Here is a 19,563-nt window from a genome sequence, read left to right as displayed (position 1 = left end):
GGCGCTCACCCGGAAGATGCTGCCTCAGCACCCCCGGTAGCCAGGCTCCCGTCAGCGCCGGCACCCCCACCATCGCCTCTGCCCGCTGCCTTCTGCATATACGACGCCGAGACGCTCCGGTAAACGGGTGTCAGGAAGGCGATCAGTGCCGCGGCAATGAGAATGAATCCGGCAATCAGGAACACCAGGGCGATCCCGCGGGACGTGCCCTGACCCAACAGCGGTTCGAGTTGGGCGGCGCCCTCGGCGGAGCGGGCGTAGGGGATGATCCAGAACTGGGCGATCGGGGCGATGAGGAACGCTGTAATGGGTGCTGCTGCGGACTCGAAGGCCATGGCGAATCCGAACACCCTGCCCTGCCGGTTCAGGGGAACCACCTGCTGGATGACTGTTTGCTCGGCAGCTTCCACGATGGGAACCAGGGTCAGATAGAGCCAGATACCGGCTACATACAGCCATGCCCATTCACGCAGGGTGAACACTGCACCAAGCAGCCCCATCACGGCGACAACGATGAGCATGGTCCGCAAAGGATTGGAGCCGAGCCCGAACTTTCCCACCAGGGCACCGCCCACCAGTATCCCAGTGCAGCCCAGGGCGAAGAACGTTCCCCACATTTCAACGGAGAACATTTCCAACCCATAAGGATCCATCAAGGCCATGTACACACCGCCCACGAAGTTGTTGAACGTGGAAAACACGATCAGCGCAAACAGCCCGGAAATTGCCAGGACAGCGGCAAGCGAGCCCCGGAAGTCGAAGCCGCCATGCGCGTCAGTAGCGGCGGCCTGCACCTCTTCGGGCATTCGCAAGGTAAGTAGATGGGCGAACGCCAACGCGGTAAGAATCAGGGCGGCCACAATGGTCCAGCCCATGCCCAGCAGGCCTACTGAGAGCCCGGAGAGGACCGAGGTAACAACGAACATCAGTCCCTGCACCATCCCCACCATTCCGTTGGCATTGGCCCGGCGATCAGGCTCGATGAGGATGGTGACGGTGGTGGAGAGGGCAATATTGCGCAGATTTTCCACCACTGCACCCACGAGGATGATCAGAGTGAAAAGCCAGAACCACGGCTGCGTGAGGTCCAACAGCTGCCTGGTAGGGATCAGGAGAAACAGCACTCCTGATAGCACGAACATCACCAGGGTGAACCCAGCAGCGAAGCGCATCACGGCAAGCTTCCGATACCTGTCCACGAAGGTGCCGAAACTGATGCTGGAGAGTGCAATCAGCAGCATGTAAGCGCCCCCGACCACTCCCGTGGCAATAACATTGCGCGTTTCCAGATAAACCCAGAATGTCAGGGCGAACCAGAGATAGCTTGTGGTGATGTTTGCGAGGGCAGTGTTCACCAGGATCCCCATAAATGTGCGGGATCGCTCTGCCGGAGTGCGCAGGGAGAGGTCGATAACGTCAGTTACCCCAGCCGGTTCCTGCTCGGTCATGCGTTCCAGTGTACTGACACCAATTGCCGCAGATAAGGCCCAGCGACAACCCGGTCCTTATGACAATCAAACCCCGCCAACCTCCCGGTAGGATCGGCAAGGAATCCTAAAGAAGCCTGGGGGAAATTCTTGATGAAAGGTGCAAAAGGCCAGCTCGCCTTCACCGATGACGTTAGCCGGGATCTGGAGTTGCGGGAGTACGGCCTGGACCCCGCAGAGGATTCCACCCTGCTTCCCAACGCCGCCGTCATGAGTGCGCTGCAGAACCTCGTGCGCCTTGCCACTGAGCTTTGCGGCGCCCCTTTTGGGGTGGTCAATATCATCAGCGCCGAATACCAATACCAAATTGGCGCATGGGGTGTGGAACCGGGCATGTGCTCGCGCGAAGATTCCATGTGTGCCAAGGTGTTCCTCTCCCGCGAGATCACGGTTATCCCTGACGCTTCGCTGGATCCGCGGTCCGCTGACAACCCCTTCGTCACCGGTGAATTGGGCCGGGTTCGGTTCTACGCTTCGGTTCCGCTGCAAACAGAATCAGGATTCGTTCCCGGCACCTTGTGCGTCTTTTCTGACAAACCCAAAGAGATACGGCCCGAGCAAGTCAGCATGCTGGAAGTCCTGGCCAAGCAGGTGGTAGAGCTGTTGGAGTTGCAGCACCGCACAATCCAACTGGACCGCACGTATGCAGAGTTGAAGGAGAGCAACGCCAAGCTGGCTGGTTTCGCTGGCCGCGTCAGCCACGATCTGCGGATTCCGCTCACCACGATCCTGGGTTACGTGGAGTTGGTGGAGGACGATCCAGACGTCCAAGCGGACAGCGCTGCAGCCGAATACCTGAGCCGCATCGGGGCGAGTGGCCGCCGGATGCTGGGGATGCTGGAAGACGTCCTGAGCTACTCGAGGGTGGGCGGCGGCATACAGCCACAACAGGTCTCACTCAAGGAGGCAGCGGGCGAGGTAGCCCGGGACCTCGGCATCGAGGACGACATCCTTGAAGTGCAGGACCTGAACCTCCAGGCGGACAAAGGCCAACTGCGCACTTTGCTGCAGAACCTGTTGTCCAACGCCATGAACTACCGCAGCCCCGTAAGGGATCTACAGGTCCGGATCAGCGGTGTCTCCAATTACCACGGCGCCACCATCTTCGTGGCCGATAATGGAAAGGGCATCAACGCGGACGACCGGGCCAGGGTCCTGGAACCGTTGGTGCGCCTGCGCCGCCAAGGCGACGGGCCCGGCTCCGGCCTGGGGCTTGCCACCTGCAGCAGCATCGCCAAGGCCCACGGCGGCGAACTCACCCTCTCGGAGACTGCCGGCGGTGGAACCACGGTGGCAGTGAGCTTTCCGGCCGATCTTTAGCGGCGCGCAACACAAGAAAACGCGCGACGCCGACCTACCGCCGTCGTGCGTTTTGCCCCTCAGGCGTTACCCGCGGCCGTTCCCCTTACCTTTGTCGGGCTTCGTGTCATCCTTGCCGCCGCTTTTGGCGTCCGCGGGATCTTGGGAGCCGGCGCCTGCACCATCCTGGGCAGACACGTTGGTTTGTGCCGCTGGCGCCGGAACGGGCTGCTGATCCTGCACATCCACAACTTCGGCTGCGGGCGCCACCGCTGGCGGCGCCGTTTCCATGGGAGTCGCCGGCCCGCTGGGTTGTGATTCGATGACGGTGACACGCGGATCGACCTGCCGCGTCGGTTCGGCTGAAGATTCCGGGACAAAGACGCCATTGGTGAGCAACGCCAAAGCGACGGGAACCGCGAGGGCAGCCGCAACCAGCCCGGCGAGCACCTTGGACTTCTTTCCAAAAACCCTTGGACCCGTAGCGGAGGCACGCCTTCCCGCGGCTGAAGCAGCTGGCCCGGGGCTTGAGGTCACCACCTGCGGCGGCCGCGACAGCAAAGCCGGCTTCGATGGGACTGCAGGCGCCGCTGGAACTGACGGCAGGATTGCCGTTGCCATGGGTGGCAGCTTTCGACGCCGGCCCGCCAGGACTTCTTCAACGTCGCCCGCGGTCGGGCGTCGTTCTGGATCCATGTCGGTCATTGCCTGGAGGAGTCCGCGCAGTCCATTGGGTAGGTCTTCCGGGATCTCGGGTGCCCGGTGAAGGCGCGCCGAGGCCGTCTCCACCGGGGTTCCAGGGTATTCGGGCTTGCCAGTGAGGCACTCCAGGAGCACCAAACCCAAGGAGTAGATGTCGCTGGCAGGCGTCAGATGCAGCCCTTGTGCCTGCTCCGGGCTGAGGTATTGGGCTGTACCGACGGTGAAGCCCGTTGCGGTGAGGCGGTGATCGTCCATGACCAAGGCGACGCCGAAGTCTGCCAGCTTCACGGAGTCGGCGCCATCTGTCCCCTCCGAGACGACGATATTCGCCGGCTTAATGTCGCGGTGGATGACGCCCTGGGCATGCACCTGCGCAAGGGCGCCGGCCAGTCGCACGCCGATGCGGGTGGTTTCGGAATGCGTCAGAGGCCCATCGGACAATACGGCTTTCAGGTCACGTCCCTCGGCAAGCTCCATGACAAGGTACGCGCGTTCTTCGTCATTGCGCGTATCAACACCGGCATCGAAGGCTGCCACCAGGCCTGGATGGTCAAAGCTTGCGAGCAGCCGCATCTCGGTTTCCTGGCGGCTCCTGAACGAGTCGTCGCCAGAACCAGGCAGGAAGATCTTGATTGCCACGTCCCGGCCAAGGAGCAAGTCCGTGGCCCGGTACACCGTGGACATGGCTCCTCGGCCCAAAACAGGTCCCAGCTCATAGCGGCCATCGATAGCAGCCACACTGGAATCGGTCACGTGGAACTCCACGGCCTCGTCATTGTTGCCCACGAATTGTCACGCCCTTCAGGCCCGCCTGTGTGCTCCGGACCCTAACAGTGTCCGTTACTACCAGGCAACGCCGCCGATCAAAATTTCACGAGAGCCGTGCGGCCGCCCTGTTCGGCGAAACCGCTACGGCTTGAGCAGTCCTGCGTCAAACAGCATCATCCGGATTCACCAGATAAGTCATCAGGATACTTAGTATTGGCCCGGAAGGGAAACGGGCCACCCACGGGTCGTCTTACTCTCCTCGGAGTTCCGCCAGCCGCGAGCCCAGCAAGGCCCGCAAGTGCTGCTCCTCATCCATGGCCAGGCCCCGCCGTAATCGCCCTTCCACTGCATTGGCGGCCTCACTGGCTGCCTTCAATCGTTTACTGCCAAGCGGGGTTAACTTCACGGGGAGCGCCCGCCCGACAACAGGCTGCTCCGGCCGGGAAACCAGCCCGTCCCGCTCCAGCGCCTGCAGAAGCACGTTCATTGACTGCCGGGACACGAAGACTCCGCGGGCGAGCTCGGAATTGGAGAGGCCGGGACGCTGCGCCAGGAGCTCAAGGCACGCGTACTGCGGCACTGTCATTCCGAGGGGTCGCAGGGCTGCGTCCATTGCGCTCCGCAACGCAGTATGCACTTGCTTCAGGAGATAGCCCAGGGAGGTGTCCAGATCCACGCCGCTGCCGTCTTGACTCATGTCAATATTCTGACATACCTTACGAATGTCAACATACTGACATATTGAGGAGAACAAGCATGGCTACAATCGGTCCAGATTTCATTTCCCTGCAGGTCCGCGACCTTGAACGTTCGGCACTGTTTTACGAGCACCAACTCGGCCTGAGGCGCTCCATGGCCGGTCCGCCACATGCTGTCGTTTTTGATACCAACCCGGTCCCTTTCGCTGTCCGGGAGCCACTGCCGGAAACCGAGTTGGATTCGCTCCCGCAACCCGGCGAAGGAATTGCCTTGTGGCTGCGGGCAACCGACGCCCAGGAACTTCACGACGCTCTCTCCGCCCATGGCACGCAGATCACGGCAGCACCCATCGACGGGCCCTTCGGGCGCACGTTCACCTTCGCAGATCCGGACGGCTACCGGATCACCATCCACGACGCCGCCTGACACCAACCGCAACAAGCGTCCGACGGCGACCTCCCGCCGTCGGACGTTTTCCTTACGTGACGCACGGAACTGCGGCCCGGGCGGCCGGAAGGCACAATGGAAGGCATGACCCTTACTACCTTCGCCCTCGTCCGCCATGGCCAGACCGACTGGAACGCGGAGCGCCGGTTGCAGGGGGCCACCGACATTCCACTGAACGACGTCGGCCGCGAACAGGCGCGTGAAGCCGTTGCCACCTTGGCGAATTACCAGTGGGACGCAATCGTTTCCTCACCCTTGAGCCGTGCGGCAGAAACGGCGGACCTGATCGCAGAGGGCTTGGGCCTTACCGTCGCCCGGCGGATTCCCGAGCTCATTGAGCGAAGCTTCGGACCGGCCGAAGGCCTGCAAGCCGGCCCGGAGCTCGAAGCACTTCGCATCCCCGGCGGTTTCCGAGGCGGCGAGAGCGATGAGGACGCAGCCAGCCGCGGCATGGATGCCCTGGAACAGTTGGCGCAGGAATTTTCAGGACAGCGCGTCCTGGTGGTAACCCACGGCACGTTGATCCGCCTGGCGCTGAGCCGCGCGATCGGCCGCACACTGGACAGCGTCCACAATGCCGTGCTGAACCTCGCCCATCACCACGCCTCCGATGGCTGGAAGCTGGAGTACTTCAACGGTGAGCTTCTAACGGCCGACGTGGACAGCTGACACAACCGCGAAACTCAGCGCATCTTATTGACATTGCGCATGCCAGTTTCTGTATGCTCAAGAGAGTCAAGCAGTTGGCGCCATTCGCTCCGGTTCACTGGAGGTCAGCTTGGCCCTCACACTTGTTGGCTCCCGACTCGTGACCACCGAAACCTGCCGGGCCAACGCCATCACACTGACGGCAAGGGTAACTCTGGCCACCGACGGCTGGTTTGAACTTCGCGTCGTTCAAATACCGGGGCTAGTGCTCCACGTTTCCCGGCTTGAACAGGCGGCACAAACTGTGCTCGACGCCGCAACTGCCTCAAGCGGGCGGAAGCCGGAAGATTTTGACGTCCAGTTCCAATGCTGAGCACACCGATATCGAACGAACAAAACCTGCTGACGGTTGGGCATGGCGCCACGCCCCAGGCCGACTTTGAAGAGCTTTTGCGCACGGCCGGCGTGAAGTCCTTGGTGGATGTTCGGATTGCCCCGGGAAGCCGGAAATATCCTCACTTCGGAAGAAACCACATGGAGGAGTGGCTGCCCGCTGCCGGAATCGCTTATCGATGGGAACAGCGGCTCGGTGGTTTCCGGAAACTGCCACCCGACTCCCCCGACACATCCCTGCGCAACGATTCTTTCAGGGCCTACGCGGCGTACATGCGCACAACCGGGTTCACGGCAGCCCTGAGCCAGCTTTTGGCGGACGCGAGTGCCCAAAAGACCGCAATCATGTGCAGCGAAACGCTCTGGTGGCGTTGCCACCGCCGCCTCATCGCAGATCATTGCGTCCTGCTGGACTTACAGCCGGTCAGCCATCTCATGCCGGGAGCCAAGCTCGTCCCCCACGTTCCTACGGCCGGGGTGAGGGTGCACGGGGCGCATCTGCAGTACGACCTGCCTATGGACGAGTCAGTGGGTTAGGTCAGCGGAGTTGGGCTAGCGGGCCTCAAGCCTGCTCCGAAGTTGCTGCGCGAAGTCGGGGTAGGCTGCGGCAATCTCTTCCAGATCCACTGTTTGGGGAAAGTCGATCACGGGCTGGTGCTCCGCCAGAAAGTTGGCCGTCTCTTCAGTAATGAACTGCCCATCCTTGCCGTCCAGCCCAGCCTCGGCCAGGAATTCAGGGGTGATCCGGAAGACGGACTCTCCGGCCTGCCCTTCGGATGCCCAGCGCACCAAGTATTCATCCTGATTTACGAGTTCTACATCGAATGACTTCTCCATGCCAGCAGCCTACGTGGTGTTCAGCCGTCCCCACTGCTTGTTCACTAGGATGACTGACATGGCAGCCATCGAATCCGTAATCATCGAGGTCGTTCCCACCACGCAGGTGGCGGAGGCCTTCTACACTGACGTTTTCAACATGGGCGGCAGGGTCCAGGTACGTTCATCCGAGGCGCCGAGCGCGGGCTTTCGCGGATTTACGATGTCACTTGTCGTCTCCCAGCCGGCCACCGTAAACGGCCTTATGGACAACGCCCGCGACGCCGGCGCGACGGTCGTTAAGCCTGCCGCCAAATCCCTGTGGGGGTACGGCGGAGTCCTCCAGGCTCCAGACGGCACCATCTGGACAGTCGCCTCCTCGTCCAAGAAGGACAGCGGTCCGGCCAATCTGCAGATTGATGCGATGGTGCTCCAACTGGGAGTCGCGGATGTGGCCGCCAGCAAACAGTTCTATCTCGACCGGGGCCTCACGTTGGCCAAGAGTTTCGGAAGCCGGTACGTCGAGTTTGATACTGGCTCCATCAAGCTGACGCTCAATAAACGTAGCGCGCTGGCTAAGACCGCCGGCGTATCACCTGACGGCACCGGGTCGCATCATCTGCTTATCAGCGGCGACGCAGGCACCTTCACCGACCCCGACGGATTTGTCTGGGAAGCGCCGCTTTAGCAGAAACGCACGACGGCGACCTCCCGCCGTCGTGCGTTTCCGTCTGCCTTGGAAGAAGCTAAACCTCGGGACGCGGACGCCTGTCGATGATTGTCTCGGGAGCATCGCGCCGCTCCACGATGTGGTCCGTACGCCGGGTGCGGCCTGCCATGATGATGGAAATGATCAGGCCCAATACGCCTACAGCCATCAGGATGTAGCCGATCAGGACCTGGTCCACGAAGGGGATGAGTCCGGGGGCAAGGGCAAAGGCCAGAATCGCTCCAATGGCGATGAGTGCTATGGAAGAACCTATTCTCATGTCGTGCTCCTCTCACTTCCGACCGGCCCGCGATCGGGTGATCACGGAACTGCGTCGATATCGTAAGCATACTTCTCAATTTGGGGAGCGCGAAAGATTGTGCCCGTCATTGTTCGCCTACCAGGCGCGCCGTAACGGTCGCCGGTCAGTGCCCGAAACCCGCCGCAAACCGGGCGATTGCGTCCTCGGGAGAGGGCGGCGGACCGAAAACTTCAGCTTGCCGGCTCGTGTTGGCTACGTATCGGCCCGTCTCGAACCAAGCCGACATGCTGGCCATATCGCTTACCAGCGGGGCAAAGCGCGAGGTGACTTTCCCTAGGCCCTTGAGCACTGGCGTTGGAACAGCCATTATCTTGATGTCCTTGGCGTCCGCCTCGCCATGTTTGGACAGGAGGCCCGCCGCTTCTGTCATGCTGACGGGGCGGGTCCAGCCGATGTCGATGCGTTCGCCATCAGCCACGTCCGCCTCTACGGCATCCGCAAGATAACCCGCGAGGTCGCTGGTGAGGACGAAAGTCAGAGGGGTGTCCTTGGAGCCGATCCACATGACACGCCTCTTCGCTAAAGGATCGCCACCCATCCCAGCGGTCTGGTCAAAGAACGCACCCGGACGGAGCGCAACGAAAGGGACGCCCAGTTGCTCGAAGGCATCCTCGGCCTGCTTCTTGTGCCAAAAGTGCGGAACTTGGGGTGTCAGATCGCAGGTGAGGATGCTGATGAGAACAAACCTGGGAACGCCTGTTTGTTTGGCGGCGACGGCCAGGTTGCTGTTGCCGAACGTGTCGATAGCATTGGCGTTCTTATCGTTCCGCGTGTACCCGGCGGCAGTCGAAATAGCCCCGGCTACCCCAGTCATTGCGTGAATTAACGAGGCCACGTCAAGCATGTCGCCCCGGACTATCTCGACACCCTTGGCTTCCAGCCTGCCCGCGTCGGATTTTGTCCGGACAAGCGCCCGGACGCTCTTGCCGCGCTGGAGAAGTGCATCAACCACCTGACCGCCAAGGTAGCCGGTAGCACCAACCACGAGGACAGGCTTTTCGTCAGCCATGATTTGCTCCTTGGACTCGCCGGGTTCGCTCCAAAGAACAGTCGTAGCATGCCGCGCTGCGTTGATTCCAGACTTCGCGCAAACGCACGACGGCGACCTGCCGGCGTCGTGCGTTGACCCCTCATGGGCGATGCCGGCGCGGCAGCCGAATAACCGCCGCATCCGTTGAGGTGCGTGAGGCAAAAGTGTACGGTCAGGGCATACTTGACGCCGTCCGATTATAAGGATCTGATGCCATGGCCAGAATTGAGGACTATGCGATCATCGGGGACTTGAATACGGCCGCCCTGGTGGCACGCGACGGATCCATCGATTGGATGTGCCTGCCCCGTTTCGACTCCCCCGCCTGCTTCGCAGCCCTGCTGCATACCCCGGAAGCTGGCCGATGGCTCCTCGCGCCCACAGATGCTGGGGCGCGCAACGGCGGAAACTGCACACGGCGCCGCTACCGTCCGGACACCCTGATCCTGGAAACGGAATGGGAAGTGGACGGCGGCGCGGTCCGCGTCACCGACTTCATGCCTGTCCGCGATGACGCTGTAGACCTCGTGCGGATCGTGGAAGGCCTGTCCGGCGAGGTGGCCATGCGTGGGGAGTTGATTCTCCGCTTCGATTACGGTCGCGTGGTGCCATGGGTGCGTCGCAACAAGCACGGAATCAGCGCCGTAGCGGGGCCCGATTCGGCCTATCTCACGACGCCCGCTCCGCTCAAGGGCGTGGACAGGCGCACGATCAGTGAGTTCACCGTCCGCGCCGGGGAACGCATCCCCTTCGTGCTTCGCTGGGCACCGAGCCATGAGCCGGAACCCCGGCGAATCGATGCAACCAAAGCGTTTCACGCCACGGAATCCTTCTGGCGGGAATGGATTGACCAATGCGAGATGGAGGGCCAGTACAAGGACCCGGTGGAGCGATCCCTCATCACCCTCAAGGCACTCACCTATGCCCCGACGGGAGGCATCGTGGCCGCTGCTACAACGTCCCTTCCCGAGCAACTGGGCGGTTCCCGCAATTGGGACTACCGTTACTGCTGGCTGCGCGATGCAACACTGACCCTGCAGTCGTTGCTTGCCGCCGGATATACGGATGAAGCAGCAGCCTGGCGGGAATGGCTGCTCCGCGCCGTGGCGGGCGATCCTTCCGAGCTGCAGATCGTTTACGGCCTGGACGGCGCCCGCAGACTGCCGGAGGCCGAGATCCCGTGGCTTTCGGGCTACGAAAATTCCCTGCCAGTCCGCACCGGGAACGCCGCGGCCCCCCAACTGCAATTGGACGTTTGGGGCGAGGTGTTGGACGGGCTCGCGCTGACCAGGGCAGCTTCCCCGCCGGGCACCGTGGATACATCCTGGGACATTCAAGTAGCGTTGATGGAGTTCCTGGAAGGGGCTTGGGACCAACCGGATAACGGGTTGTGGGAGATGCGCGGCCCCCGCCGGCACTTCACGCATTCCAAAGTCATGGCATGGGTAGCTGCAGATCGCATGGTCAAGGCCGTAAGAACTTCGGGATTGCCTGGCCCCGGAGACCGCTGGGCCTCCCTGCGCAGGCAGATCCACGCAGAGGTGATGACACGCGGTTTCGATGAAGAGCTCAACAGCTTTGTCCAGTCCTACGGCAGTAAGGAACTGGACGCCAGCCTGCTCCTCATCCCCCGCGTTGGCTTTTTGGGGCACCGCCATCCACGGGTTGCGGGCACCGTGAAAGCCATCCAGGAGGGGCTGACCGATGATGGCCTGGTGCTGCGCTATCGAACGGAGTCCGGCCATGACGGCCTGCCTGGCGATGAGGGAGTCTTCCTTGCGTGCTCGTTCTGGTTGGTGGATGCGCTGCTGGGCATTGGCCATGCCGGTCAGGCAACAGCGTTGTTCGAGCGGCTTTTGACGCTCCGGAACGATGTGGGGCTACTAAGCGAGGAATGGGATCCCAGAACCCAGCGGCAACTCGGGAACACGCCGCAAGCGTTCAGCCACTTTCCTCTGATCCACTGCGCCCTGCAGCTCCATCACGGCGAAGCCCATGGCAGTGACACGCCACTGCGTAGCCCGAAACACCCGGAGAAGGGTACCGACCAGCTCCCACAACAGGCCATTTCCGAAAGCGGCCCGGGCACAGATCATCCGGCGCCAAGAAAGCGCCCCGAAACCAGCCGCTGAAAAGCGCCGCAGTCAAGATTCCGTTTTTTGGTCGTCCGGATCCGCGGCTTCAGCCTTGTGCTTGGCTTCCTCCAGATGTTGATCGAGCTTGCGCTCGGCCTCCCGCCGACGCTGGCCGATAGTCCTCATCTGCTGTGTGGTCGGAGATCCAGCGTCGGTATCCTGCCACAGATCGCGTTCCTCTGGCCCTGCGCCCGAGGGCGCGCCAGGGCCCTTCTTCTCTTCTTCGCCCATAAGGAAATCGTCCCATCACCTGGTCTTCTGCGGTAGGACCCGCTGTCTGGAGAAGGGACGGCTGGCTGGATAAAGGCCCGACGGCGGCCTCCCGCCGTCGGGCGTTTTCGCCCCTCAGTAGTGCGGCAGCTGCCGCAGGTTTCAGCGGCGGGTATCGCGCGTGCCTTCAGTTTCAATATTCTCCTTGCGGACTTCCTCACTGACGGGGACATCATCGGTGACGGTGTCCTTTTCCAAGCGCACGCGCTCTACTGGGACGGTTTCCTTATCCACTACCGGCCGCTCTTCGTGAAGTGTGACCTCATGCTCGCTTTCTGTGAGGTCAGGACCGGACATGGCGTCTCCCTTATTGGCGTCCGTGATGGGCTCACGCTCAAGCCGGACTTCCTCACGCTGGACCGGCACGGTGGTAGTCACGTTTTCGGTGGTGATGTACTTGCGAAGACGCGCCCGTCCGGCCGCTGTCCTTTCCGTCCCGACGTTGAGCCGCTCTTCAGAACGGGTCATGGCGTCATCGCCTGCGCGTGCAGTTCCGGTCGTGTCAACGTCCATGCCGCCGACGGCGTCTACCCCGGCTCTTGTGCCCATTCCAGCACTTGTCTCCGTTCCAGCGCTCCGGTTCACGTAGTCACGCTGGCCCTCGAAACCACCCCGGTCCTGGATGCTGTAGTGGTTGTAAAGCCGCTCTTCTTCACCCGGGTCGAGGTGGCCATCTTCAGCCACGCGGGGCGCGTCCTTGATGTGGTCCTTGCTGTAGGGAACAACGACGTCGTCGCCCTCCACGTTGGCTCCCTCCAAGGGAATGAACGATTCAGAAGTGCCGAAAAGACCGGTTTTGGCTGTTACCCATGTTGGCTCCCCTGTGTCGTCATCGGTGTAGAACGTGCCGATTGACCCAACCTTGTCACCCTCCGTGGTCCGAACGTTTCCGTTGAGGCCCATCAGACGGTCAATGTTCTCCCTGGCGAGCATGATGTCTCCTTGGAATGTGATTCTGTTGCATTTGGAGCCCAGCGGCCTGCATCACCGGGCATAGATTCCGGAATCAGGACGGGGAATGGATTCAACCCGCTGACTTCGCGGAACAGCAATACATAAGCATGCTTACTATTTCTTGGCAAGACCCAACGGAAGATTCGAAGCCCTTGTCATCCAGAGCCGGCGGCGTCTAGGCTCAAGCCTGAGAAATCGTACTTGTGCCCAAGGTATCCACTCTCCACTTGTCACAGGATGATCATGCCTGCGCAGTCAGCCCACCCTCCTTTTCCTCGTTCCCCCTTGCCGGCCGAGCCCTTCTGCGATCATTGCGGGACGGATGAGCACCTCCTCATCGAAACCATCGAAAGCATCAGGCAAGCCCCCGGATCTGCCGCAGGATTGATCCATGTGGAGTACCGTTGCCAAGCTTGCGGATTCTCGCGGTCCCACGCCGCGGAAGTGGCCGACGTCGCCGATGTCCTGACCCGCTCCGATGATCCGAACGGCGTCCTGCAGTTCGGACGCCATCATCTGCATTGCGGGGTTCCCATGCACACGGGGCCCGGGAAACTCCACCTGATTTCCTCCGGAGCCACAGGCCGGGCCGATCCCGAGCTTGAGACCTACTTGAACACCCGGGTGCTGCACTGCGATGAGTGTGGGTTCCAGATGGAGATACCGGACTAACGCACATTCAGTGCCGCCGAAAAGAGTCCCTCGGAGAACCCCCATCAACCGGGACTCCCTCAGGCTGAATGCCCGTGATGGTCTGGGACTATGACCACTGATACTTGGCGGGCACCAACAAACCGTCGTCTGCCGCTTGTCACCTACGTGCTCGCCGCGGGCGTGTTCCTCATGGGCACCACAGAATTCGTGGTGGCCGGGATCCTTCCAGAGATCGCCCGGGACCTGGGTATCACTGTAGGAAATGCCGGATTGATGATTACCGTCTTCGCTGTTGGCATGATCGTTGGAACGCCCACCATGTCCATCCTCACCCTCAAGATGCAGCGACGCGTCACGCTCAGCCTCGCATTGGTGGTTTTCGCTGTTGGACACGTCATCGTTGCCCTTACCACCGACTTCGCAGTGATTCTTGGTGCCCGGTTCCTTACGGCTCTGGCCACCGGAGCCTTCTGGGCCGTCGCCGCCGTCGTGGGGGCGAAGGCGGCTGGTGCCGCTTCCGCCTCACGAGCGTTGGGGGTGGTCCTGGGCGGCGGCATGCTCGCCAACGTGATCGGTGTCCCGCTGGGAGCGTTTGCCGGCCAGTCGATCGGCTGGAGGGGTCCTTTCTGGATCCTCAGTGTCCTGGCGATCGGGGCGGCGTTGGCTGTTTACCGTTTGGTCGGCGTCGAACCTTCCTCTGGCACCATCCCCTCAGTTCGGGCCGAGATCGCGAGCATGCGTGACGCCAGGGTTTGGCTTGTGCTTGCAGGCTGCGCAGTCGTGTGTGGATCATCCCTTGCGGCCTACAGCTTCGTCTCTCCGCTCCTGACACAGAACACGGGCATAGGGGCAGCAGCAGTTCCGCTGGTTCTCGTGGGCTACGGCGTCGGAGCGTTCATCGGTTCCAACCTCGGCGGCCATTTTGGCGCGCACCGCCCCTTCACGGCGCTGTTCGTCTCGGCGGCAATGACGTTTCTTGTGCTCGGGGCTCTCTGCCTGCTCTCACGCAACGCCGCGCTGACGGTGATCCTCATCTTCTTGCTGGGCCTGTTCGGCATGGCAACCAACCCCATCCTCATAGGCAAGGCAGTCGGTTATGCCCACCATGCACCCACGCTTGCCTCGGCCCTCAGCACGTCCTCGTTCAACCTCGGCACAGCAGTAGGCTCGTGGATCGCAGGTTTCGCAATCGAGTCCGCGCTCGGTGCCACCGGCCCCGTGCTGGTGGGTACCTGCATAGCGGCACTGTATTTTCTCCCGCTCACCGTCCTGTTGCGGAAAGAACGGTCACCTCAGCCGTCCGAAGCAGCCCTCTCAGGCTCGGCCTGAGCTGCAGTGCCATACTCGCTGGCAGCCCACGATGCCAGGAGCTGCAGGCGCTCCGCCGACGGCGACCCGGGCTCCGCACTGTAGATCGTGAGGGTCAGGCCGGGCTCAGCGGCCATTTCCAGCCCCTCATAAGCGAGGGTCAACTCACCCACAACGGGATGATTGAACGTCTTGAAACCCGTCCCGTGGTGGCGCACGTTGTGCGCACCCCAGCGTTTCCGGAATTCATCGCTGCGGGTACCCAGCTCACCGATGAGGTCGTGCAGTTCCTTGTTGTGCGGGTCGCGACCGGCTTCAGTCCGCAGGATGGATACAGTTACCTCTGCGAAGGCATCCCAGTCCGGATAGAAATCGTGGGCACGTTCATCCAAGAACGTGAAGCGTGCGATGTTCGGCGGCTGGCCTGGCATGTCATAGCAATCTTTGTAGAACGCCCGGGCCAGGGGATTAACCGCCAGCAGATCCATCCTGCCGTTGCGAACGAACGCCGGACCAGCGGTGACAGCATCCAGCGCCCATTGCAGGCTCTGATGCGGAACGTAGGACTTGGAGTTGCGCCGCCGGGGCGGCCGGGCCACCGGACTGGCCGCGTGGGCGAGGTCGAATAAGTGGGCCCGCTCGGCGTCGTCCAAGCACAACGCCCGGGCGAGGCTCTCGAGAACCTGCGGCGAAGCTCCACTGATCGCGCCACGCTCAAGGCGCGTGTAATACTCCACGCTCAACCCGGCAAGAGTGGCCACTTCACTACGCCGCAACCCCTTAACCCGCCGATTGGTCCCAGTGGGAAGTCCCACCCGCTCCGGGGCAACGTGGGCACGCCGTGAAATCAGGAATTCGCGGACCTCCGCTCGATTATCCATAGCTTCCACGCTAGGCCAAGCGGGTATCAGGAGGGAGTCCCTCCCGATACCTGCTTCGCCTTAACGCACGACGCTTCGGTTAACGCACGACGGCGACCTCCCGCCGTCGTGCGTTTTCCTCACCCAACAGCACGTCCATGCATGGCCGTGTCAGTGTGGAGCGTTATCGTTGGTCCCAAGACATCTGACGAGGAGAGCAATTGCCGTACATCGTTGACTTCAAGGACGTTTCTACCGAGGGCCTGGAGTCTTCTCCGGTTGCCGAGAAACTCGCAGGATTGCGGGCCAACGAGGCCCGTTATTACAAGAACAAATACGACCATACCTTCACCGTGCATCCTGCAAGCGAGGTCCCTGAAGTAGTGGATCGGGTGAGCCGAATCCTGAAGGAAGAGCGCGACATCGTCATCGATTCCCGCCCCCTTGAGGCGACGGCCTTCGAAGTGGACGGTCTGCGGATGGACTACGTGTTCTACGAGTCGGGGCTTTCCATCAACGTCATGTACAGCATCGAGGACGGCGGGAAGCGTGCGGTCGGGTTCAAGCTCGCTGAGGGCATGGACGTTCCGGAAGAACTGGAATCGCGCTTCAAGTTCGCCCGTCAGAAGTCCAAGCTGGCAGGGGTAATCCGGGGGTCGTACTTCGTGATCAAGGGTCAGTACTGAGCGCGTCGGATCACCAGGAGCCCTATCCCAACGGGCGGGGACCCTCTATTCTCTTGCCATGGGCGTTTGGGGAGCGTTGTGCCGCACCAAGCCTGGTTGCAACAGCATCGGGCGCAGGTGACGCATGGATCCCCACAACAAGGTTCCTTCACCTGACAATTACGCCGCATTCCTCGCAAGGCTGGACGCGGCAACCGCAAGCCTGAGCACGCGGGCGAGGGCCCTTGACAAGGCGCTGCCGGCAATCTCGCTGCTCTTGGGACGGTATCAACGGGCCCTTCGGGGCTGGGAACGGCGACTGGTCCGCATCAATGAGGAGCTAGCCCGGCACTCGGGCAAGCCGCAGACGTCGGCGGCCCTCGGTGAGCTCCAACGAACTGCCGTTCAGATGGGGTCAATGCACAGTGCACAGGTCCTGCGGCTCACGGAGAAACTGTCACTCATGCAAGGACGACGCGACGCCATCAGCCGTTCGCTCCTGGAGCTTGAGGCCAGCAGAGCCAAGCTGGATGCGTCCCGGAGGTTGTCAAAGGATCGCGAAAACCTCAGCAGGGCCCTCTACGAACTTGCTGGTACCGGCGGTGGCGTCGCGAAGATCCCCGATCTGGGATTGCGGAACGATCTTAAGGAAGCACGCGAGGCAGTAATTCTGGCCGAAGCACTCCTCGAAGTGAAGGGATCCTGACCATGGAGAACGCGTCGGACGCTGTTGAAATCGTGCGCTGGCTCAGGAAACCCGGCGACAAACCCATCATCAAATTCGTCACTTTCGGCATCCTTGCTGTGGTCCTGTGGCTGATCCTGATGATCTTCATGCCTGCCCTGAGAAGCGTGGGCCCAGCAGCGATATTCACCGCCGGGTTCGCAGCGATCCTTACCATTCCAACGGTCGCCGCCCAGAGGAACCTGCTGCGCGGCTTGGCAAAACGGATCAACGACACCCTCACGGAGCTAACGGGCAGCTCCGACGACAAAATCACCACAAAGCAGCTGCGGAAATTGATCAAGAGCGGTGAGCAGCTTCCACTGCTCATCAACGGGATTCCCGGCTTGCGGCTGCACGTGAAAAGGGTCGCAAGTGCCAAGGAAGACGGCTCCGAGAAACTCCTCGCTGTTATCACCGTTGCTCCGGTCAGCAGTGGAACTGCCAGCTTTGACCGCCTGCTTGAGGCGGCGTTGTACGGAGGTCGGTAGGGCGGGCCGTGCAGTCCTTCGCTCTCTCGGCCCGAGGACCGGACCAATCCACGGGCCATAAATCTCTGATTCTGAACACATGGTTAATCTCTGGAAACGCTTGGGAAGCCTGTGGCACCTAGGGCCGCGGCACGGGCCTCCTAATAATGTCAGACCCTGGTGAGAGGGTTTATTCATGGGAAGCATTGGGGAGATTCTGTCGCGTCGGGCAGCAGTGACTGGCGCCTCGCTGCGCCCCCGACGCGTTTCCCTCGGAAGCCACGCCGGTCCTACCCACGGGCAGGACGGCTGTGAAAGCCCGACGGCGGCAGTCACCGATTCGGAGAGCCTAAGGGCCATGGCGCTGCTTCGCGGCGTCAAACCACTGCCCGTTCCTGAGCCCGGCGAAGCGGACCGTGACGCTTTCCCCGGGCACGGCGTTTCCCACGGGCTTGAGGACGCGCGGGGACTTGATGGTTCTCTGGGACTTGAGGATGCGCGGGGAATTGAGGGTGCGCTGGCTGACAGCGTTGAGGCGTTGGAGAGCCTGCGTTCCTGCACCGTTGCTGGTGCCCTGTCGTTCGGGTTTGCGGAAGCCGCGGGGTTCGCCGGGCGGGTGGAGGAGATCTCCCGCACCGTGGAATACCTGCAGGTCATCGCGGCGCACGCCGTGGAACGGACCCGTACCCAAGCCCAGCAGGCACGGCCCTCCACGGCGGGCACGGGATGGCAGACCGGCTGGACCGACCCCGCAACCACAGACCCCGCAACCACAGACCCCGGAACCACAGACTCCGGAACTACAGACCCCGCCGTCCCGTCACCAGCACCAAACCCCGCCACCCCCACCGCCACGGCTGCAGGGTCTGCTGCTGCCGGTGGATCCGCTGCTGCTGCTGGATCCGCTACTGCTGCAGGTTTCGCCACCGCCACGGGTTTCGATGCTGTCGCTGGATCCGCTACTGCTGCTGCCGGGTCTGCTAGTGCTGGGTTCGGTGGTGTTGCTGCGGCGGACGCTGCCGCGGTGGCCGATGACGGGTACCGGGACGCCGCGCAATTCCTGCGCGCCCGCCTGCGGATCGGCATCAGCGAAGCCCGGCGCCGGCTCGCCCTGGCCTCCGAGGTCCTCCCCCGGACCGGAATCGCCGGCCAACACATCCCGGCCCGCCGCGAAATCCTGGCCCAAGCCCTCGAATCCACACAAATACCCACCCGGTCCGCGAGCATCATCAGCGCCGCCCTGGACAAAGCCCGGCTCCTCACCGACGAAGAAACCCTCACCCAGATGGAACACGCCCTCACCCGCACCGCCGCCGGCTCCGACCCCGACTTCGTCCTGAAAATGACCAAACGCTGGAACGACCTCATCGACCAAGACGGCCCGGAACCCAGCGAAGAAATCCTCCGCCAACTCCAAGGCACCTTCATCCGCAAACCCCGCCACGGACTGCACCACCTGGAAATCTTCGCCACCACCGAACAATACGAAACACTCACCACCGCCATGAACACCGCCACCAACCCCCGACTCACCCCCGCACACGCTAATGAGCCCGGAACCAGCAACACCACCGACGAAAACAACGCCACCGGCGAAAGCAACGACAGCGTTAACGGGAACGGAGACGGCGGGAATGAACCAGCGGGTCCGGAGCTGGATCGGCGTTCCCGGGCCCAGAAACTCCTCGACGGCCTCGTCGGAGCCTGCGCCGTCGCGATGACCACCGGGAAACTGCCCTCCAACGGCGGACTCCGACCCCAACTCGCCGTCACCATCAACGAACGCGACCTCTTCGAACGACTCACACGCACGGCCCCCACCCGGACCACAGGCACAGGGACCGAACCTGGCCCGCGCCACTCCCGGCTCAGCTCCGGCGCCGCCACCTTTACCGGCCCGATGCACCCCAACACCATCCGCAAAATCGCCTGCGACGCCGACATCCTCCCCGTCCTGCTCGGAACCGACTCCCGCATCCTGGACATCGGCCGCACCACCCGGATCTTCCCACCCCACATCCGCAAAGCCATCACCGCCCGCGACCAAGGCTGCGCCTTCCCCGACTGCACCATGCCCGCACCCTGGTGCGAAGCCCACCACATCACCTACTGGTCACACGGCGGCACCACCTCCACCGACAACGGCACCCTGCTCTGCAGCCACCACCACCACCTCATCCACAAAGAAAACTGGACCATCACC

Annotated in this window: 22 protein-coding genes; 13 read left to right on the top strand and 9 right to left on the bottom strand. The window is 62.2% G+C overall.

The genetic code is table 11. The features are described from left to right. Nucleotides 1-5 precede the first annotated feature (5 nt). Nucleotides 6-1,448: an MFS transporter gene (locus tag KSW38_RS17470; RefSeq protein ID WP_216926207.1), complete on the bottom strand. Its 1,443-nt coding sequence runs from the start codon at nucleotides 1,446-1,448 to the stop codon at nucleotides 6-8. Between the two features lie 132 nt (nucleotides 1,449-1,580). On the opposite strand from KSW38_RS17470, the gene KSW38_RS17465 reads away from it, so the two are divergent. Further along, nucleotides 1,581-2,807 carry a GAF domain-containing sensor histidine kinase gene (locus tag KSW38_RS17465; RefSeq protein WP_216926206.1) on the top strand — a complete coding sequence of 409 codons (1,227 nt, stop codon included), beginning with the start codon at nucleotides 1,581-1,583 and terminating at the stop codon, nucleotides 2,805-2,807. Nucleotides 2,808-2,873: 66 nt separating this feature from the next. On the opposite strand, the gene KSW38_RS17460 is transcribed toward KSW38_RS17465, so the two are convergent. Together KSW38_RS17460 and KSW38_RS17455 are read right to left on the bottom strand one after the other, a co-directional pair. After that, complete coding sequence (locus KSW38_RS17460) at nucleotides 2,874-4,241, bottom strand: serine/threonine-protein kinase (RefSeq protein WP_308169429.1); 1,368 nt, start codon at nucleotides 4,239-4,241, stop codon at nucleotides 2,874-2,876. A gap of 265 nt (nucleotides 4,242-4,506) precedes the next feature. Next, a complete protein-coding gene (locus KSW38_RS17455; protein ID WP_216926204.1) occupies nucleotides 4,507-4,953 on the bottom strand; it encodes a MarR family winged helix-turn-helix transcriptional regulator in 447 nt (148 codons plus the stop codon). 59 nt (nucleotides 4,954-5,012) lie between these two features. Here KSW38_RS17455 and KSW38_RS17450 point away from each other — a divergent pair, with 59 nt between their 5' ends. The 4 genes from KSW38_RS17450 to KSW38_RS17435 all read left to right on the top strand — a co-directional run bounded on the left by KSW38_RS17450 (nucleotide 5,013) and on the right by KSW38_RS17435 (nucleotide 6,980). Further along, a complete protein-coding gene (locus tag KSW38_RS17450; RefSeq protein ID WP_216926203.1) occupies nucleotides 5,013-5,381 on the top strand; it encodes a VOC family protein in 369 nt (122 codons plus the stop codon). 96 nt (nucleotides 5,382-5,477) lie between these two features. Then, on the top strand, nucleotides 5,478-6,071 hold the full coding sequence (locus KSW38_RS17445) for a histidine phosphatase family protein (protein ID WP_216926202.1): 594 nt from the start codon (nucleotides 5,478-5,480) through the stop codon (nucleotides 6,069-6,071). A gap of 109 nt (nucleotides 6,072-6,180) precedes the next feature. After that, a complete protein-coding gene (locus KSW38_RS17440) occupies nucleotides 6,181-6,423 on the top strand; it encodes a hypothetical protein (RefSeq protein WP_216926201.1) in 243 nt (80 codons plus the stop codon). Further along, on the top strand, nucleotides 6,417-6,980 hold the full coding sequence (locus KSW38_RS17435; RefSeq protein ID WP_216926200.1) for a DUF488 domain-containing protein: 564 nt from the start codon (nucleotides 6,417-6,419) through the stop codon (nucleotides 6,978-6,980). The genes KSW38_RS17440 and KSW38_RS17435 overlap by 7 nt, the downstream gene beginning before the upstream one ends. A 15-nt stretch (nucleotides 6,981-6,995) precedes the next feature. On the opposite strand, the gene KSW38_RS17430 is transcribed toward KSW38_RS17435, so the two are convergent. Continuing rightward, the gene (locus KSW38_RS17430; RefSeq protein ID WP_216926199.1) at nucleotides 6,996-7,280 is read right to left on the bottom strand and encodes a hypothetical protein; all 285 of its coding nucleotides are present in this window, start codon (nucleotides 7,278-7,280) and stop codon (nucleotides 6,996-6,998) included. A gap of 58 nt (nucleotides 7,281-7,338) precedes the next feature. Here KSW38_RS17430 and KSW38_RS17425 point away from each other — a divergent pair, with 58 nt between their 5' ends. Then, nucleotides 7,339-7,947, top strand: a complete 609-nt coding sequence (locus KSW38_RS17425) for a VOC family protein (RefSeq protein WP_216926198.1) — start codon at nucleotides 7,339-7,341, stop codon at nucleotides 7,945-7,947. A gap of 58 nt (nucleotides 7,948-8,005) precedes the next feature. On the opposite strand, the gene KSW38_RS17420 is transcribed toward KSW38_RS17425, so the two are convergent. Together KSW38_RS17420 and KSW38_RS17415 are read right to left on the bottom strand one after the other, a co-directional pair. Next, complete coding sequence (locus tag KSW38_RS17420; RefSeq protein WP_216926197.1) at nucleotides 8,006-8,248, bottom strand: DUF6458 family protein; 243 nt, start codon at nucleotides 8,246-8,248, stop codon at nucleotides 8,006-8,008. 145 nt (nucleotides 8,249-8,393) lie between these two features. Next, nucleotides 8,394-9,299, bottom strand: a complete 906-nt coding sequence (locus KSW38_RS17415; protein ID WP_216926196.1) for an SDR family oxidoreductase — start codon at nucleotides 9,297-9,299, stop codon at nucleotides 8,394-8,396. 236 nt (nucleotides 9,300-9,535) lie between these two features. Here KSW38_RS17415 and KSW38_RS17410 point away from each other — a divergent pair, with 236 nt between their 5' ends. Beyond that, complete coding sequence (locus KSW38_RS17410; RefSeq protein WP_216926195.1) at nucleotides 9,536-11,452, top strand: glycoside hydrolase family 15 protein; 1,917 nt, start codon at nucleotides 9,536-9,538, stop codon at nucleotides 11,450-11,452. A 12-nt stretch (nucleotides 11,453-11,464) separates the two neighbouring features. On the opposite strand, the gene KSW38_RS17405 is transcribed toward KSW38_RS17410, so the two are convergent. Beyond that, nucleotides 11,465-11,686 carry a hypothetical protein gene (locus KSW38_RS17405; protein WP_216926194.1) on the bottom strand — a complete coding sequence of 74 codons (222 nt, stop codon included), beginning with the start codon at nucleotides 11,684-11,686 and terminating at the stop codon, nucleotides 11,465-11,467. A 141-nt stretch (nucleotides 11,687-11,827) separates the two neighbouring features. Beyond that, nucleotides 11,828-12,658 carry a DUF2382 domain-containing protein gene (locus KSW38_RS17400; protein WP_216926193.1) on the bottom strand — a complete coding sequence of 277 codons (831 nt, stop codon included), beginning with the start codon at nucleotides 12,656-12,658 and terminating at the stop codon, nucleotides 11,828-11,830. 264 nt (nucleotides 12,659-12,922) lie between these two features. Between KSW38_RS17400 and KSW38_RS17395 the strand changes: the two genes are divergently transcribed. Then, a complete protein-coding gene (locus KSW38_RS17395) occupies nucleotides 12,923-13,351 on the top strand; it encodes a hypothetical protein (RefSeq protein ID WP_216926192.1) in 429 nt (142 codons plus the stop codon). Between the two features lie 90 nt (nucleotides 13,352-13,441). Further along, the gene (locus KSW38_RS17390) at nucleotides 13,442-14,662 is read left to right on the top strand and encodes an MFS transporter (protein WP_216926191.1); all 1,221 of its coding nucleotides are present in this window, start codon (nucleotides 13,442-13,444) and stop codon (nucleotides 14,660-14,662) included. On the opposite strand, the gene KSW38_RS17385 is transcribed toward KSW38_RS17390, so the two are convergent. Beyond that, entirely contained in the window at nucleotides 14,626-15,522 is an 897-nt protein-coding gene (locus KSW38_RS17385; RefSeq protein WP_216926190.1) for a helix-turn-helix transcriptional regulator, read from the bottom strand. The genes KSW38_RS17390 and KSW38_RS17385 overlap by 37 nt on opposite strands. Before the next feature lie 200 nt (nucleotides 15,523-15,722). Here KSW38_RS17385 and KSW38_RS17380 point away from each other — a divergent pair, with 200 nt between their 5' ends. The 4 genes from KSW38_RS17380 to KSW38_RS17365 all read left to right on the top strand — a co-directional run. Then, nucleotides 15,723-16,187, top strand: coding sequence for a phage tail protein (locus tag KSW38_RS17380; protein WP_216926189.1), 465 nt, complete (start codon nucleotides 15,723-15,725; stop codon nucleotides 16,185-16,187). 124 nt (nucleotides 16,188-16,311) lie between these two features. Next, nucleotides 16,312-16,872, top strand: a complete 561-nt coding sequence (locus KSW38_RS17375; protein ID WP_216926188.1) for a hypothetical protein — start codon at nucleotides 16,312-16,314, stop codon at nucleotides 16,870-16,872. Between the two features lie 2 nt (nucleotides 16,873-16,874). Beyond that, nucleotides 16,875-17,381, top strand: coding sequence for a hypothetical protein (locus KSW38_RS17370; protein WP_216926187.1), 507 nt, complete (start codon nucleotides 16,875-16,877; stop codon nucleotides 17,379-17,381). Nucleotides 17,382-17,556: 175 nt separating this feature from the next. Then, nucleotides 17,557-19,563: HNH endonuclease signature motif containing protein (locus tag KSW38_RS17365; RefSeq protein WP_216926186.1), on the top strand; the 2,007-nt coding region annotated here is incomplete at its 3' end.

It is taken from the genome of Paenarthrobacter aromaticivorans, assembly GCF_019038615.1.
Classification (GTDB): Bacteria; Actinomycetota; Actinomycetes; order Actinomycetales; family Micrococcaceae; genus Arthrobacter; species Arthrobacter aromaticivorans.
Note: the sequence above shows the minus strand (reverse complement) of the source record. Positions and strands in the feature narration are given on the sequence as shown.

Bases quoted from the DNA above. Each gene is read 5' to 3' on its own strand.
- KSW38_RS17450 (WP_216926203.1), top strand. From the start codon at position 5,013: ATGGCTACAATCGGTCCAGATTTCATTTCCCTGCAGGTCCGCGACCTT.
- KSW38_RS17420 (WP_216926197.1), bottom strand. From the start codon at position 8,248: ATGAGAATAGGTTCTTCCATAGCACTCATCGCCATTGGAGCGATTCTG.
- KSW38_RS17395 (WP_216926192.1), top strand. From the start codon at position 12,923: ATGCCTGCGCAGTCAGCCCACCCTCCTTTTCCTCGTTCCCCCTTGCCG.
- KSW38_RS17445 (WP_216926202.1), top strand. From the start codon at position 5,478: ATGGAAGGCATGACCCTTACTACCTTCGCCCTCGTCCGCCATGGCCAG.
- KSW38_RS17385 (WP_216926190.1), bottom strand. From the start codon at position 15,522: ATGGATAATCGAGCGGAGGTCCGCGAATTCCTGATTTCACGGCGTGCC.
- KSW38_RS17375 (WP_216926188.1), top strand. From the start codon at position 16,312: ATGGATCCCCACAACAAGGTTCCTTCACCTGACAATTACGCCGCATTC.
- KSW38_RS17415 (WP_216926196.1), bottom strand. From the start codon at position 9,299: ATGGCTGACGAAAAGCCTGTCCTCGTGGTTGGTGCTACCGGCTACCTT.
- KSW38_RS17465 (WP_216926206.1), top strand. From the start codon at position 1,581: ATGAAAGGTGCAAAAGGCCAGCTCGCCTTCACCGATGACGTTAGCCGG.
- KSW38_RS17435 (WP_216926200.1), top strand. From the start codon at position 6,417: ATGCTGAGCACACCGATATCGAACGAACAAAACCTGCTGACGGTTGGG.
- KSW38_RS17400 (WP_216926193.1), bottom strand. From the start codon at position 12,658: ATGCTCGCCAGGGAGAACATTGACCGTCTGATGGGCCTCAACGGAAAC.
- KSW38_RS17370 (WP_216926187.1), top strand. From the start codon at position 16,875: ATGGAGAACGCGTCGGACGCTGTTGAAATCGTGCGCTGGCTCAGGAAA.
- KSW38_RS17455 (WP_216926204.1), bottom strand. From the start codon at position 4,953: ATGAGTCAAGACGGCAGCGGCGTGGATCTGGACACCTCCCTGGGCTAT.
- KSW38_RS17410 (WP_216926195.1), top strand. From the start codon at position 9,536: ATGGCCAGAATTGAGGACTATGCGATCATCGGGGACTTGAATACGGCC.
- KSW38_RS17390 (WP_216926191.1), top strand. From the start codon at position 13,442: ATGACCACTGATACTTGGCGGGCACCAACAAACCGTCGTCTGCCGCTT.
- KSW38_RS17430 (WP_216926199.1), bottom strand. From the start codon at position 7,280: ATGGAGAAGTCATTCGATGTAGAACTCGTAAATCAGGATGAATACTTG.
- KSW38_RS17470 (WP_216926207.1), bottom strand. From the start codon at position 1,448: ATGACCGAGCAGGAACCGGCTGGGGTAACTGACGTTATCGACCTCTCC.
- KSW38_RS17405 (WP_216926194.1), bottom strand. From the start codon at position 11,686: ATGGGCGAAGAAGAGAAGAAGGGCCCTGGCGCGCCCTCGGGCGCAGGG.
- KSW38_RS17425 (WP_216926198.1), top strand. From the start codon at position 7,339: ATGGCAGCCATCGAATCCGTAATCATCGAGGTCGTTCCCACCACGCAG.